Annotated in this window: 13 protein-coding genes and 1 tRNA gene; 7 read left to right on the forward strand and 7 right to left on the reverse strand. The window is 44.4% G+C overall.

Features of this window, described 5'->3' with window-relative positions; translation table 11 throughout:
- Positions 1-26: 26 nt before the first annotated feature.
- The 7 genes from GSF04_RS07210 (at position 27) to GSF04_RS07240 (ending at position 7,561) form a co-directional block, all read left to right on the forward strand.
- Positions 27-995: a TauD/TfdA family dioxygenase gene (locus GSF04_RS07210; RefSeq protein WP_211859136.1), complete on the forward strand. Its 969-nt coding sequence runs from the start codon at positions 27-29 to the stop codon at positions 993-995.
- Positions 996-1,076: 81 nt separating this feature from the next.
- Positions 1,077-2,453, forward strand: a complete 1,377-nt coding sequence (locus GSF04_RS07215) for a serine hydrolase domain-containing protein (protein ID WP_211859137.1) — start codon at positions 1,077-1,079, stop codon at positions 2,451-2,453.
- A 266-nt stretch (positions 2,454-2,719) separates the two neighbouring features.
- A complete protein-coding gene (locus tag GSF04_RS07220; protein ID WP_010607109.1) occupies positions 2,720-3,280 on the forward strand; it encodes a DUF697 domain-containing protein in 561 nt (186 codons plus the stop codon).
- Between the two features lie 80 nt (positions 3,281-3,360).
- Positions 3,361-3,537, forward strand: a complete 177-nt coding sequence (locus tag GSF04_RS07225; RefSeq protein ID WP_017217212.1) for a hypothetical protein — start codon at positions 3,361-3,363, stop codon at positions 3,535-3,537.
- A gap of 155 nt (positions 3,538-3,692) precedes the next feature.
- Positions 3,693-5,354 carry a cyclic peptide export ABC transporter gene (locus GSF04_RS07230; protein ID WP_211859138.1) on the forward strand — a complete coding sequence of 554 codons (1,662 nt, stop codon included), beginning with the start codon at positions 3,693-3,695 and terminating at the stop codon, positions 5,352-5,354.
- Positions 5,351-6,430 carry a prohibitin family protein gene (locus GSF04_RS07235; protein ID WP_211859139.1) on the forward strand — a complete coding sequence of 360 codons (1,080 nt, stop codon included), beginning with the start codon at positions 5,351-5,353 and terminating at the stop codon, positions 6,428-6,430. The genes GSF04_RS07230 and GSF04_RS07235 overlap by 4 nt, the downstream gene beginning before the upstream one ends.
- A gap of 69 nt (positions 6,431-6,499) precedes the next feature.
- Positions 6,500-7,561, forward strand: coding sequence for a DUF6765 family protein (locus tag GSF04_RS07240; RefSeq protein WP_211859140.1), 1,062 nt, complete (start codon positions 6,500-6,502; stop codon positions 7,559-7,561).
- 43 nt (positions 7,562-7,604) lie between these two features.
- On the opposite strand, the gene GSF04_RS07245 is transcribed toward GSF04_RS07240, so the two are convergent.
- The 7 genes from GSF04_RS07245 to cutA form a co-directional block, all read right to left on the reverse strand.
- The gene (locus tag GSF04_RS07245) at positions 7,605-8,351 is read right to left on the reverse strand and encodes a hypothetical protein (RefSeq protein ID WP_211859141.1); all 747 of its coding nucleotides are present in this window, start codon (positions 8,349-8,351) and stop codon (positions 7,605-7,607) included.
- A 419-nt stretch (positions 8,352-8,770) separates the two neighbouring features.
- Positions 8,771-8,847 (reverse strand) — tRNA-Ile (locus GSF04_RS07250).
- Positions 8,848-9,455: 608 nt separating this feature from the next.
- Positions 9,456-10,802 carry an acetyl-CoA carboxylase biotin carboxylase subunit gene (gene accC / locus GSF04_RS07255; RefSeq protein WP_045987969.1) on the reverse strand — a complete coding sequence of 449 codons (1,347 nt, stop codon included), beginning with the start codon at positions 10,800-10,802 and terminating at the stop codon, positions 9,456-9,458.
- A 20-nt stretch (positions 10,803-10,822) separates the two neighbouring features.
- A complete protein-coding gene (accB, locus tag GSF04_RS07260; RefSeq protein ID WP_130126957.1) occupies positions 10,823-11,284 on the reverse strand; it encodes an acetyl-CoA carboxylase biotin carboxyl carrier protein in 462 nt (153 codons plus the stop codon).
- 19 nt (positions 11,285-11,303) lie between these two features.
- Positions 11,304-11,765, reverse strand: coding sequence for a type II 3-dehydroquinate dehydratase (aroQ, locus tag GSF04_RS07265; RefSeq protein WP_010368763.1), 462 nt, complete (start codon positions 11,763-11,765; stop codon positions 11,304-11,306).
- A gap of 195 nt (positions 11,766-11,960) precedes the next feature.
- Entirely contained in the window at positions 11,961-13,910 is a 1,950-nt protein-coding gene (locus GSF04_RS07275; RefSeq protein ID WP_249122448.1) for a protein-disulfide reductase DsbD, read from the reverse strand.
- A complete protein-coding gene (gene cutA, locus GSF04_RS07280) occupies positions 13,910-14,230 on the reverse strand; it encodes a divalent-cation tolerance protein CutA (protein WP_039494127.1) in 321 nt (106 codons plus the stop codon). Before cutA ends, GSF04_RS07275 begins: the two co-directional genes overlap by 1 nt.
- Positions 14,231-14,277 lie beyond the last annotated feature (47 nt).

Raw genomic sequence — 14,277 nt, forward strand, 5'->3', positions numbered from 1 at the left:
TACTTACTTTTAAGGATGGGAAAACAATGGATCACGCACTTTCTTTGGAATTGGATCCGACAACGATTGCAGCAGACTCTCGGATACATGACTTATCTGAGGTTAAACAAAGCGGCATGGCATGGGTGAAAAACCACGTTCAAGAGGTGAATAACTGGGTTGAGCGAGATGGTTTTGCATTGCTTCGTGGCTTAAATATTGTGAGCACGAATCAGTTTAGCGCCATACTTGAGACCTTGTTTGGTGAGCGTTTAAGCCAGTATGTTTATCGCTCTTCGCCACGAACGGCACTGAACAACAATATTTACACCACCACGGAATATCATGCCGATCAAGTGATCCTGCAGCATAACGAAAATGCTTACTCCAATGTTTGGCCGATGCGAATGGGCTTTTTTTGTGTGATCCCAGCAACCACGGGTGGGTGCACACCACTTGCCGACAGTCGTGAAGTATATCGTCGTATTCCCGGTGAATTAAGAGACAAGTTTGAGCGTTTAGGTGTGCAGTACGTGCGTAACTACGGTGATATCGACCTACCTTGGCAAGAGGTTTTTCAGACCGAGAGTAAAGCCGAGGTTGAGCAATACTGCCGAAAAAATGAAATCGAATTTACTTGGCTTGATGATAAAAGGCTACAAACCAAGCAATGGCGTCCGGCGGTCATGCGTCATCCAAAAAGTGGTGAAAAGGTTTGGTTTAATCAAGCTCACTTGTTCCACTGCTCGAGTCTAGATAATCAACTCAGTGCACAAATGCGTGACAGTATCGGCAGCGAATTTTTACCTCGTAACGCCTTTTTTGGTGATGGTAGCGAAATAAGTGACCAAGACATCAAGCTTATCAATCAGGTTTATCAAGACCTCACTTTCGCTTACCCGTGGCAAAGAAACGATATTTTGCTGCTGGATAATATGCTGTTTACTCATGGCAGAGAGGCCTATACAGGCACTCGTAAAGTACTAGTTGGCATGGCAAATATCGCGTCAGCATAACTAGTTGGTACTCATTCCGATGAAAGTCGGGCAACAACATTTGTTAGTGGTTACGTGGTTGGCAATGTAAGGAATGAAAAAATGAAATGGCTAATACAACTACGGCTAAGAATGATGATGCTATTTTGCATCACCTTAGCACTGGCTTCTTGTTTGCAGAAAAAGAGCGTCGCAGATAATCACACCATTATGCCTAATCAATTAGAAATGATAGAGGCGGTGGTGAAAGAATATTGCGATGCCAACCTATTCTTTGGCACGGTTTATATCACCTCGGTTGATAAAGTGGTGTACCAGTCCAACTGCGGACCACAGAACATGCAATATGATGTTGATAACAGCGTTAAGTCCAAGTATCGCATTGGCTCCAATACCAAAGCGTTTTCGGCCGCTATTTTAATGAAGATGTTAGATGGTAAGGACTTGCGGCAGGAAACCATTGGCGATCACTTGCCTTGGTACCCAGATAACCAATGTGCGGATGTTTCGCTACATCATTTGCTTACCATGTCGTCTGGGATCAATAACTACAGCGACAACGAAGCCGTATACGATAATTACGGTTGGCGGCCTTATTTATATAATTCGAGTCTAGACCTTAACGGTCCGGAAGATTTTAGTAATCGCTTTTGCACCTGTGGTGCCGAAGCGGGGCAAAGTGGCACACCGTCATTTACGCCCGGCAGTAAGTATGAATACAGCAACTGTAACTACTATCTTATCGGTAATATCATCGAGCAGTTAGCGGCTGGCAAACAAGGCAATATCGGTCGTGAGTATTGGTTTGCCAATATCGTTCAAGAGCAAATTCTAAATCCGCTTAGCATGACGGACAGCGGCTCTTACAGTGCGATTGGTGTCTATTCAAATATGACCACAGGTTACATCTACAACCAAAACCAGTATTTATCCCTTGCTAATGGTCGTCCACCAGCAACTGGCGGGCCTGCACCCTATGAAGACATTTTGGTCAACCCTTACAGTAACCCGCTGGTGCTTTACTCAGCCGGAGATTTGTATTCGACCGTAGAAGATATGCACAAATGGGATCAGGGCTTGTATGGCACTCAGATTTTAAATGATGCACAAAAGCTCGCAGCCTTTGCACCATATTCCAATACCGGCAGTAGCACAGAATGTGAATACTATGGCTATGGCTGGTTTGTCACTTATGTTGACCCAAACCAGTACGGCAAAGTGGCAAATTGCCCCGAAAACCCGGCCGATGCAAATCTCAGAATGTATGAAAAATTTTTACAGTACTCAGGTAGTTACCCCTATTCATGGGTGACCAGTTTTACCCGTCTACTGGAACGAGATCAAAGCATCATGGTGTTTAGCAACTATGTGAAAGAGGGGATTGAGTCAGATTGTATCGCCAAGGAGATCCGCAACATTATCTTCTATAGTGATAAACACCGTACCGAGCAATGCCAGCAAGATTTGAATCAGGCATAACGCGGTAGGGAAAAATATCGAGCTTTCGCGCTCGGTTAAACAAATTAATAGAACGCCTGCAGTAGGTGGCAACGTTTCGCTCAGTTGTATTTGTGACACTGTGCAAATCCTTGGTTGTTCTTAGGTTTACTTCTTCATCATGGATGAAGGCGGTAAAGCTCAGAGTTGAATAAGTGCAGCTTGTTTGATTTTGGGTACTAGGGCAAGTGCCAATATGGTGCTTGATGAGTTCGACAACTGTTTAAATAAATCATAGAGGATGAATTATGGCAGTGACAAAAACAGCGAAGGATGACAAGGCGAGCGATGCTCCAGAACAACAGGAATCACAACTTGTTGCTGATGAAGACAGAGCAGCCGTTGCTCAGCTGATTGTCGACAAATACACAAAATGGTCGTTTGGCTCTGGGTTTATTCCCGTTCCTGCGGTTGATTTAGTGGCGTTGACAGGGATCCAAATGAAGATGATAGGCGAAGTCGCAAAAGTCTATGGTCAATCATATGGTGACAACAAGCTGCGTGGCACAGTAAGCGCATTGATCGGCGGCTCTTTTCCACAAACCTTAGGGGGCGCGGGACTAAGCAGCTTTTTGAAGGCGGTTCCTGTACTTGGCACGTTAAGCGCAATCGCATTTATGCCAGTTGTGTCTGCGGCATCAACACACGCAGTAGGCGCAACTTTTGTTCGACACTTTGAAAATGGCGGCACGCTGATAGACCTGAATCTAGCAAGTATGAAAGGGGATATCGCAGACATCGCAGCTAAGTATCGTGCAAATAAAGGGAATGCGGACGCAACAGCTACAGCGGAAAAAGCCACAGTATAACCGATACTGGCTGACATAAACCGGCAGGCAACTGCTGGTTTATTCTTCGCACCAAATTTATCAACAACTTGGAGAAAATTATGCTTATCGCTTTATATTTAGTGTTATGCATTTTAACTGGTTATTGGGGACGAAACACCTTTGCCGGACCTGTGGGCTTCTTTTTAATTTCGTTGATGTTTACGCCTATTGTTGGCTTGATCATTTTACTAGTTGGGCAAAAGCGCAAGCCCACAGAGGTGAATGACGAGGAATGAGATCTTACATTGCCGGTAAAACTGGGCGATTTATAAATATAACTTAATGTTTTAATGCAATATTTATTTAAATCCAACAGGCAGTTTTGATTTTTAGGGACTATGCTAAGTAGCATGCGCGGGCGGTAGCCCAATAACAATAAAAGATAATAACAATGGTATTGTACGAATTAATTCGCCGACATATTCAGATAAAGAAAAGGACCTTTGTTGCACTGGGGTGCATTTCTGGTTTGGCCAACGCGTTGGTGCTTGCGCTTATCAACAACGTAGCAGCCAATATCTCTGATATTAATAAAGAAAATCATATTCTTTACTACTTGGTGCTATTTACACTGACGATTGCAATATATGGTTTCACTCAGCAAAGATTGATGACTAAAGCCGCGCAAATGGTGGAGCGTGCCATAGACAAATTGAGAGTCGATCTGTTTGAAAGCATTCGTCATACCGAGCTGTCAACGCTAGAGAAAATTGGCAAAGAGCGGATCTTTAATACCATCAGCAAAGAGTTACAGACCATATCTCAGTCGGCGCAGCTGTTTGTGATCATTGGTCAATCCATCAGTTTGGTGTTTTTTACATCTCTTTATATTGCCTGGCACTCTTTTGTGGCGTTTATGGTTATATCGACACTGATTTTGGTCGGCGCGAGTATTCACCGTTTACGCGCCAATGAAATCCAGCGCAACATGCGCATTTCTTTTGAAAGCGAAAATCAGCTTATTCAACGCTTATCTGATTTGCTCGATGGCTTTAAAGAAGTAAAGCTCAGTGAGCCAAGAGCGGAAGATTTAGAACATGAGTACCGCCGTGATTCGAATCGTGCAAGGCGTGCAAAAACCAAAACCCAAACCTTGTTTGCGACCGACTTTATTCTGTCGCAAATCACCTTTTTCGCAGCGACAGGCGCGATGGTGTTTATCGTCCCTATGCTCTCTGACGTGTATACCGATGTGGTCATTAAAGTTACCACCGCATCGCTATTTTTAATCGGCCCTATTACCAGTATTGTTGGTGGGATCCCCGTTTTCACCACCGCAACAGAGGCGGCGCAAAACGTCTTAGCATTGGAGCGCGATTTAAAAAATGTCCAAGATGAGCAAGAGGTTAAACGGCCTAAACCGAGTGAAAGCCTAACCTCATTTAATGCCATCACATTAGCGGGGGCGTTTTATCAACACCAGAAAAAATCCAGCGATCGTCCGTTTGCTGTGGGGCCGGTGGATATCACCTTTGAGCAAGGAAAAACCACTTTTATTACCGGTGGTAATGGTAGCGGTAAAACAACGTTTATCCGGATGTTGACTGGCCTTTATGAATTACAGAGCGGACAAATTCTTTTGAATGGCAAAGCGGTTACGGAAGATAATCGCCTTGCTTATCGAAGCCTATTCACAGCCGTTTTTGCGGATTTTCATTTGTTCCAGCAGCTCTATGGTATTCGTGATTTGAGTACTGAAGAAATCGACGAATGGTTGGACTTTTTAGAGATGCGCGCCAAAGTGGGTATTCAAAATGGGGCGTTTAGCACCATAGACTTATCATCAGGTCAGCGCAAGCGCTTAGCGCTTTTGAGTACCATTTTAGAAAATCGTCCCATTTACATCTTTGATGAGTGGGCGGCGGATCAAGATCCTATCTTTAGGCGAAAATTCTATGAACAAGTGCTACCTCGTTTAAAAGCGCGCGGTAACACCATTATTGCCATCACCCATGACGACGCCTACTTCCATTTGGCCGATGTGCACTTAAAAATGGAGGAAGGTCAGTTGTTAGCACACCACGACAGTGAAAGTAATGGAGTACCATCATGAACATTAATATTTCAGGGGATTTTGCCTTACTCGTCGCCGGCGGCTTAATACTGGCACTGATCCTATCTAATTTGCTCATGCGGGTGTTAAAGCGTTACAAGCCCAAGTGGCATAAGCGTATTTTATCTTGGCGCTTTCGTGCTGGTGTGACGTTACTTATTCTACTGTTTATTGCCGTTGCATTGGTCAAAATCATTTTTATCAAGGTCGACTCAGGTCAAGTTGGAGTACTCTGGAAGCGCCTTGGCGGTGGTACGTTCGTAGAACACCCATTTTATGAGGGCACGGTGCTAGTTTATCCTTGGGATACGTTGACGATTTATTCGAGCCGCTTCCAAACCGCGACTACTCAGGTACATGCGATCACCTCTGAGGGCCTGCGGATCCAGCTAGATATTACCGTGCGTTACCGTCCTGTAGTGGAGCATATTCCTTACCTGCATAAATTAGTTGGAGCGGATTATTTAGACGAAATGGTGATCCCTGAGGTTGCCTCTGCAGTGCGCATGATTGTTTCTGACTATACTGCGGAGCAAGTCTATGGTCATCAGCGTCTAGAAGTTCAGGCTCGGCTATTGAACACGGTGTTAAAGGAGCTACAGCTGCAAGAAAAAACAATTCTTGAGCAAGAGAACAGTACGATGCAAGGGCATAATTTAGTGAACCTTGACGATATGCTTATTCGGCAGGTGGATGTGCCAGATAAAGTACATAACGCAATTATTTCTAAAGTGAATCAGATGTACTTAAATCAAGAGTATGAAATGCGTTTAGAAGTAGCCAAAAAAGAAGCAGAACGGAAAAAAACCGAAGCGCAGGGGATAGCCGACTTTCAAGAAACGGTGAGTGGTGGGATCTCTGAAACTTATCTAAGATGGCGCGGCATAGAAGCAACCATAGAATTGGCGAAATCTAATAACGCAAAAGTGGTGGTAATAGGCAGTGGTAAAGATGGCCTACCGCTTATTTTAAATACAGAGGGGAGCGCACCGGCTTTGCCAGCCTCGATTAACCCAAATGCTACGGATCCGCAAAGCCAAGAGCCGCAAACGCCTAATGCAACTAAATCACAGTAAGGAATAGTTACATTTTCAGTATCACGGACTACACTGTGACGGTAAAGGAAAAGAGAAGGATAACGAAAAATGCAAATTGATTTACATCATGGCATGACATGGGTGGTCGCACGCGCGGCGGGATTCACCGACCAAGAGGCTGAAATTATTGCTCACTCGGCACAATACGTAGATGATGCAACAAACTATGGTCACATTAAGTTTGATAACGGTGCAGCTTATGAGCGCATCGCAACCGCTCATAAAATGCTCGATTATAAAAACCTAGACAGCTTAAAGAACATGAAAGTGTGGGTACCTTTTCATTTCTTACCGGGTAATGGCGGTTTACCTGCTGGGCAAAATCCGTCGGGCACCTTTATTCAAAAGCTAGTGTGTAAGCCACATTCCCATGTAGCAAAAGATATGGTCGCTGAGTGTATTGCAGATAAGCATAGGCCTTATGGACTGCACCGCCTTGGTATCACCTCTCATGTCTTTATTGATACTTGGGGCCACCAGGGATTTGCTGGCATACAGCATAAAGTCAATGAAGTGACTGAAATAATGGACTTGAATGGTGAAGCAGAAGAGACTTGGCGCGAGCGAATAAGCGAATACTTTTCTGATGTTTTTCAAGATGATATTCCAAGTTTAGGACATGGGCAGGCGCTTTCTCACCCTGATCAGCCTCATCAGCAGTGGAGTTACTTCAACGGATTGGGCGAAAAAGTAGTGCGAGATAATCCAAGCGATTTTCTAATCGCAGCCGATGAGCTTTGCAAGGTCTATCAAGACTATCGAGGCGAGGCTACAAGTGGCTTGAGTGAGTCATTAAAGCAAGAAATAGCGCAGTGCTTTGCTGAATTTGATATGGATGATGGTGAAGAACGTCATCAACTGTGGCTTGATGCCATCGAAGCTAACCTATTTGGGCTTGGAAGTTATACCCTAACTTACATTGCCAAAGGTGAGGGGTCGTGGAAGCACCAAGCGCTAGGAACAACCCGTGCTAAAGGTGACGACGATAGCTATTCATTTCGCAGTGAATTCTTAACTTCTAACTGGAAGTATTTTCACGATGCAGCTAAAAAGCATCGCCTCTGTGTCATTGATGATATTCTGCCCAAATACGGAATTTGTGTGAGCTAAACTTCAGTAAAGTAAGTGCAGCTAGGCTGCACTATTCTTGTGTTTAAAATAGCTCGGAAGAAAGCTCACGGGATTGTGAGTTTTGGTTTATATGCCAAGTTTCGACAAGGCGAGTCGTACCACCCGAGTTTTTACAAATTAATTCCGTCACCAGCACTTTATAAAAACCACTGTATTTAGCCTCACCGACAACATTCAAGACATCACTATAAAATCCACCTTGATGTCTTTCATTGAAAAATTCTGGGTTACCACTGACGTAGTTGGTTTTACGGCACTGGCCTTGGTGCGAGTTGTTATTAATATTAATCAAGCCGGTATATTGAACATCCGCAAAATACCCTGGGCCATTGCTCGGCGTTTGCCAATCAGCCACTGTGATTTCACTGTGCCATACAACGGCGGGAGCCTTGGGTATCTTGTGATAAACAATCGCCTCTTCACCTGAGGGTAACGTGCAGCTGAGTTTAACCGACTTTTCTGTCAGTTTATGCTCCGCAGGCAGTGGGCCAGAAATAAAGGGCGCGTTGAATGTGAGAGGAGCAATCAAATCGCCGGTTTGTGTATTAACCATTTCAAATTGATGGCACTCATCCGCCGCTAAGCCGCCCGTGAGCGCATTAAAGTACTCAGTTGTGCCTGCACGAGCTGAGATAAAATCAACAGGTGCGCCCTGATACTGCGAATGATCTCCCGCACCATCCTGATCATAAAATACCTGTGTAGCCAAAACAGAAGTGGAACCACAAGCCAATGCCATAGCAAGCAGTCGAGTGTTGAATGTAACCATAGTCTTTCCTTTACAGTTGTGTTTGTTTTTTATTCAGTCTCAATATAAGGTAAATGTAACTTCATGCAACTTTTTGATTTTTCTGGTTTTGGCAACTATCTAATTACTGCAACCGCTATCTGGAGTGGTACGTGATGTGGATATAAATACTTAGAGTTTTGCCAGCACTAGGTGAATGGAGTTCAAGTGGGTCGAGGTTCGAGTCATCTGACGCTCTAGTTACTAGGTTTCAGTATTTTATTATGTGGATTGACAGTTGCGTTTGTACCGTCTTTTTGGGTTGAAGCTGTGCAACTTTAAAATTTAGGGCTAAGGAGTTATGAGGCCAATATCTTCATAGTTTGCAATCAAATAGACTTTTGAATATTGATTTCAGTAGTACGTTAAAAAAGAGTACAAAAGACGTAAGGTAACAAAAATGGTGGCCCCACCTGGACTCGAACCAGGGACCTAACGATTATGAGTCGTGCGCTCTAACCAACTGAGCTATAGGGCCATTTTGTGTTGTAAGTGCTCATTAAATTCATCCATGAAGCAATATCCTGTCGGCGTCCTGCCTCCATCTCATCAAGCTGCGAAGCGGTGCTTCGGTCTTGATTCGCCCAACTGAGCTATAGGGCCATTTTGTGTTTTTGCGCGTTATATTCGTCCATGAAGCTTGGTTCCGGTCTCGGATTTAACACTCAGGGTCGCTGCGCTAATATCCCTTCGCTTCCTCGACGTAAACTTTCTTTGAAAGTTTACCCAACTGAGCTATAGGACTATTTGCTGTAGTGATTTAAAGGTAAATCACTGAAAGCGCAGGCAGTATAAAAATTTTTAACAGGCTTGTCACTATTAAAACGTGAAAAAGTCGGGGTGAATGGATTGATTGCTCAATAATAAGCCAATGTTGTAGTGGTTAGGGTGTTGAGCTGTGCGGATCATTAAAATGGCGAGGTAACTACTGGTCTAGTTTTGCAGTGTAAAAAATAGAGTCTCTTAGAATTCGGGTTGGATTTTTGCTGTAAACACAAGATGAGCGAGCAGTAACGTTCGTTGGAAGTAGGGCAGAGATAAAAGAAGCCGGCATTTGGCCGGCCTCTTTTAGGAGAACGAATTAGGTTATTGGTGCATGCCTAGTTTTTTCTCTAGGTAGTGGATATTCGTACCACCGTTTTGGAAGTTCTCGTCAGACAAGATCTTCTTGTGAAGCGGGGTATTGGTTTTAATCCCGTCAATCACGAGTTCATTCAGTGCATTTTTAGCACGAGCGATCGCAACATCACGGTTCTCACCATAAGTGATTAACTTACCGATCATTGAGTCGTAATGTGGCGGTACTGTGTAATCAGCGTAAATATGGCTGTCCCAACGGATCCCAAGGCCACCAGCTGGGTGGAAGCGTGTAATTTTACCCGGTGAAGGGATAAAGCTCTCTGGATCTTCTGCGTTAATACGGCACTCGATTGCATGACCACGGATCACCACGTCTTCTTGTGTGATAGAAAGCGGTTGACCAGCAGCAATCTTAAGTTGCTCTTTGATTAAGTCTACGCCAGTGACCATTTCTGTTACTGGGTGCTCAACCTGAATACGGGTGTTCATTTCAATGAAGTAGAACTCGCCGTTTTCGTATAAGAATTCAAACGTACCTGCGCCGCGATAACCAATCTCGATACACGCACGAGTACAGCGATCACCAATGTATTTACGCATTTCTGCTGTGATCCCTGGTGCAGGTGCTTCTTCCACTACTTTTTGGTGACGACGCTGCATTGAACAGTCGCGCTCACCTAGGTGGATTGCATTGCCTTGACCGTCAGCGAGTACTTGAACTTCGATATGGCGTGGGTTTTCTAGGAATTTTTCCATGTAAACCATGCCGTTACCGAAGAACTGCTTCGCTTCTTGTTGTGTTAAGGCGATAGAGTTTGCAAGTTCTTTTTCGTTGCGAACGACACGCATACCACGACCACCGCCGCCGCCTGCCGCTTTGATGATAACTGGGTAGCCAATACGCTTAGCGATCTGCGTATTGCGGTCGTTGTCATCGGTCAATGGACCATCAGAACCTGGCACACAAGGTACGCCTGCTTTTCTCATCGCTTCAATTGCCGATACCTTATCACCCATTAGGCGAATAGTGTCGCCCTTTGGACCGATAAAGATAAAGCCACTTTGCTCAACTTGGTCAGCAAAGTCGGCATTTTCAGAAAGGAAACCGTAACCTGGGTGAATAGCAACCGCGTCTGTGACTTCTGCCGCCGCGATAATACGAGGAATATCAAGATAGCTTTCGCTTGCCGCAGGTTTTCCGATACAAATGGTTTCATCCGCAAGAAGAACGTGTTTTAGGTCGCGGTCAGCTGTTGAGTGCACAGCAACCGTCTTAATACCCAGCTCCTTGCAGGCACGCAATACGCGAAGTGCAATTTCACCTCGGTTTGCAATGACTACTTTATCTAACATAACGTTGACCTTCTGCGTAATTATTCGATGATGAATAGCGGTTGGTCGAATTCTACTGGCTCACCGTTTTCAACTAGGATTGCTTTCACTACACCAGCTTTGTCTGATTCGATCTGGTTCATCATCTTCATGGCTTCAACGATACAAAGTGTGTCGCCAACATTTACTTTTGAACCTACTTCAACGTATGCCGCTGCTGTTGGAGAAGAAGCTGTGTAGAAAGTACCAACCATAGGAGACTTAACTTGGTGACCTGCTGGTGCGCTGCTTTCTGCTGGTGCTGCTTCTACTGCAGGAGCCGCCGTAGGTGCTGCTGGTGCAGGTGCCGCTGGAGCTGCCATGTATTGTTGAGGTTGCGCATAAACTGGTGCACTGCTGTGGCGATTGATACGTACTGACTCTTCACCTTCAGTGATTTCTAGCTCTGCAATACCTGATTCTTCTACTAGCTCGATAAGTTTTTTGATCTTGCGAATATCCATACAATGACCCGCCTGTTAGTTAATTTGAGTTATTTTGTTTTCGCAATTGCGCTAACGCTGCATCAAATGCAGCACGATAGCCCAACGCGCCTAATCCACATATCACGCCTTCCGCCACATCAGAAAAATAAGACTTGTGACGAAATGGCTCTCTGGCGTACACATTGGTGATGTGTACTTCATAAAAAGGGATGTCCACACTGAGTAAAGCGTCTCGAAGGGCAATGCTCGTATGGGTAAATGCGGCAGGATTAATGATAATCGCATCGCATTGTTCATATTGAGCGTGAATAGCCTCGATTAGCTGCGCTTCACTATTACTTTGAATGTGTGACAAGCTGACTTGCTGTGCTTCTGCATATTCAGTTAATGCGTCAACAATTTCGTTGAGAGTCTGCGTGCCGTACTTGTGCGGCTCACGGCGACCTAGCATATTTAAATTAGGGCCGTTTACTAATAAAATCTTTAATTTTGCAGACATATTACGCGAACTTCCTATAACTAAAGCATTAGCCAAAAATTTAGACTGTATGGCTTGTTAACTTAAGCCGAATTCCAGCAAATAGCAAATATTTCTCCATTTCGTGGAGTATTATAGAGAGTTCGAGGTAAATAGCAGCAAAATACTGGTCTAATCAGAAGGGAAGAGGGGCAAATAAGCTTGCCCCTAAAATGGTTACTTTGCGTCCTGCTTGGCCTTTTCTAGATGGGCAGCAAAGTCTTTTGCATCTAAGAAGCCTGTGATGCGGTGTGCTGGCATCTCATTACCTTGGCTATCAAAGATTAAAATAGTCGGTAAACCAAACACCGTAAATGCTTCCATGATCTCTTGGGTGTTGTCATTGGCTTTGGTCAAGTCGAGCTTTAATAGCTCATAATCTTTGAACTGTGCTTGTACTTCAGGTTTCGGGAAAGTGTATTTCTCAAACTCTTTACACGCGACACACCACTCTGCGTATAAATCAACGATAGGCACTTTGCCTTTTGCATTGGCCTTGATCACTTCCTCTCGCAGTGCAGCTAAATCAGGGATCAATCTAAACTTTTGCAGTCCACTTACTCTTGGTTGCTTTATGGCTGGTAACTCAGTAGCTTTTGGTTGGTCTTTTGCGGATAGCCCAGCCGTCTTTTCTACTAACTGTTGTTTTACTGCGGTCAACTCAGCGGCTAACTCGTCCACGTGTAATTGAGTTTGTATTAGACTGGCTTCTAAACTTGGCTCTTGTTTAGGCATAATCGCGTCTTTAACACCAAATAAACCCGGTATCAGTAACATAAGCGCCATTGTCCATAGTAACGTCTTTCCTTTACTTGCTTGAAGCTGGCTTTGCCAGAAGTGTAAATATAGAGCTGTTGCAATAGCCAAAATACTTGCCATTAGTACTATGATGTCAAAGTTTACAATGCGCTCTAAAAGGATAAGCGGTACGAAGAGCATCACAAAACCAAATAGCGTTTTGACCTGATCCATCCAGCCACCTGCTTTTGGCAGTAATTTTCCACCTGAGGTACCTAACAGTAATAGCGGTAGGCCCATGCCCAAGCTAAGTGCATATAGCGTTACCGCGCCCACCACATAATCACCACTTTGCGCGACAAATAATAGCGCGCCGGAAAGTGGAGCCGTGGTGCAGGGCGATGCAATAAGTCCTGATAGTACACCCATAATGAATACGCCCCAGTAATTGCCGCCTTTTTGCTTGTTACTGAGCTGAGTGAGTTTATCCATCATGCCGCTAGGCAAACGAATTTCGTAAACCCCAAACATAGATAGCGCGAGTGCGACGAACAATATACTAAAGCTGATAAGTACCGCGGGATGCTGCAAGTAGCCTTGAATTTGGCCACCGAAATACGCAACGACTAACCCAAGTGCAGCGTAAGTGACCGCCATACCTTGCACATAAACAAAAGACAAACTGAAGGCTTTTTTAGTCGAAAGGCCTTGTTGACCGGCGATGAGGCTCGACAAAATTGGGAACATCGGGAATACACAAGGGGTAAACGCAAGGCCAATACCAAGGCCAAAGAACGTCAAAATATTCGCAAGTAAGCTGCGCTGCATTAGCTGCTCAGTGAAAGACAAATTATCGTCATCCACAGGCGCGCTTTCGCTTTGAGCTTCTGTTTTTGTCTCAGGTGCTTTTGTTTCAGGAGCTTTGGTTGACGTGGTCTTTGGCTTTTCTCCCGCAATCGTGCTTAACGGCACTTCTACAATTTCTGGCGGATAGCAAAGTCCAGCTTCGGCGCAGCCCTGATAGCGTATTTTTACGATTGCACCTTGCTCGATATTACTGAGCTTAGAGATAACAGATAAGTTATTAAAGTAGACTTCAGTGCGACCAAAAAACTCATCTTCAATCATCTTGCCTGATTCAAGCTCTGGCACTTGGATGTCGGCTTGTTTGGCGATAATTTGAAGATTCTTCTTATATAAGTAATAGCCGTCGGCGATGTCCCAACCCACAAACAAAGTGTTGCCTTGCTGGTCAAAATCGAACTTGAATGCTTCTTTTACTGGTAAAAAAGTCTGTTGTTTAGGAGCCAGTAAGCTGTCTAGCACCACATTGTTTGCTTGCGCGGGAAACCACATCAGCAATGAGAAAAGAACTACTAAGAGTCGCATTACAATAATACCTCGTCCATCCATTTGAAATAAGCTAAGTTGCCGCTGGTGACGTCCACGACTTGAATTTCTGGGACATCATAACTGTGTAAGTCACGAATAGCGGCCATCACTTGCTCTAGTTTTTCGGATTTTGTCTTGATTAACAGCTTGGTCTCTTGTGCATGTTCAACCTGACCTTCCCAAACATAAATAGATTCCACTGCCGGGATTAGGTTCACACAAGCTGCAAGTTTTTGCGTTACAAGTTGCGTTGCAATCTTACGCGCTTCTGCAACCGAATCGCATGTAGATAAGACGAGTTTATATCTTACGCCCATTGCCATTTCCATTTTAGGGTTAGTAATGGCATCTTAGCGGATAGCTC

Origin of the sequence: Pseudoalteromonas sp. A22 (genome assembly GCF_018141345.1) — a bacterium.
Classification (GTDB): Bacteria; Pseudomonadota; Gammaproteobacteria; order Enterobacterales; family Alteromonadaceae; genus Pseudoalteromonas; species Pseudoalteromonas maricaloris.